Source organism: Streptomyces shenzhenensis (assembly GCF_021462265.1).
Classification (GTDB): Bacteria; Actinomycetota; Actinomycetes; order Streptomycetales; family Streptomycetaceae; genus Streptomyces; species Streptomyces shenzhenensis.
The window spans coordinates 1-577 of the sequence record NZ_JAJONF010000193.1; the positions used below are offsets into that span (position 1 = coordinate 1).

The following is a 577-nucleotide window of genomic DNA, read 5'->3' on the forward strand; positions in this document are numbered from 1 at the left end:
AGGGCTTGCGGCGACGGGTGTTACTGCTTGGCGGTGGGTTCCGTCTGCTGGTTGTAGATCTCCTGGCCCGCTGCGTTGTAGGCATGGACGTAGGGGGCCGGGGAGGGGGAGTTCCCTTCGGGGCCGGAGATGGCAGCCGTGTAGACGAACGCGCCGTCTGCCATGAGGGCCGGGTACTGCGTCGGGTTGTCGCCGTAGCTGATGGTGATCTTGGCGACGTCGGGTGTGTAGTGTCCGGCGCCCAGTGAGAGGGTCTGTTCCCCGTCGGCCGGCTCGCTGAAGCTGTCGAAGAACTCGATCAGGTGGCCGGTGCCCCACAGGCGGTCGTTGATGAACGTCGGCGGGACGGACATGCTGGTGCCCTTGTGGCCCTTCGCCTCGCACTGCACGTACTGGTGGGCGGAGTTGACGGCGATGACCACGCCGTCCGTGTCCTGCGTGGCGACGGGAGCGCGGACCGCGATCACCGCATGGTAGTTCGAGGCGTCCGGGCCCAGGCAGGAGGCCAGGATCCCGGCGACGGCCCCGGCACCGATCGGGGACGTCCTCGTGCTGGTAACGGTGAACCCGGCCGGGG

General features: G+C 68.3%; 1 pseudogene. It reads right to left on the reverse strand.

Annotated elements, in window-relative coordinates:
- Window positions 1-20 precede the first annotated feature (20 nt).
- Window positions 21-577, reverse strand: a pseudogene (locus tag LQ326_RS47410) (hypothetical protein); the annotation flags it as partial.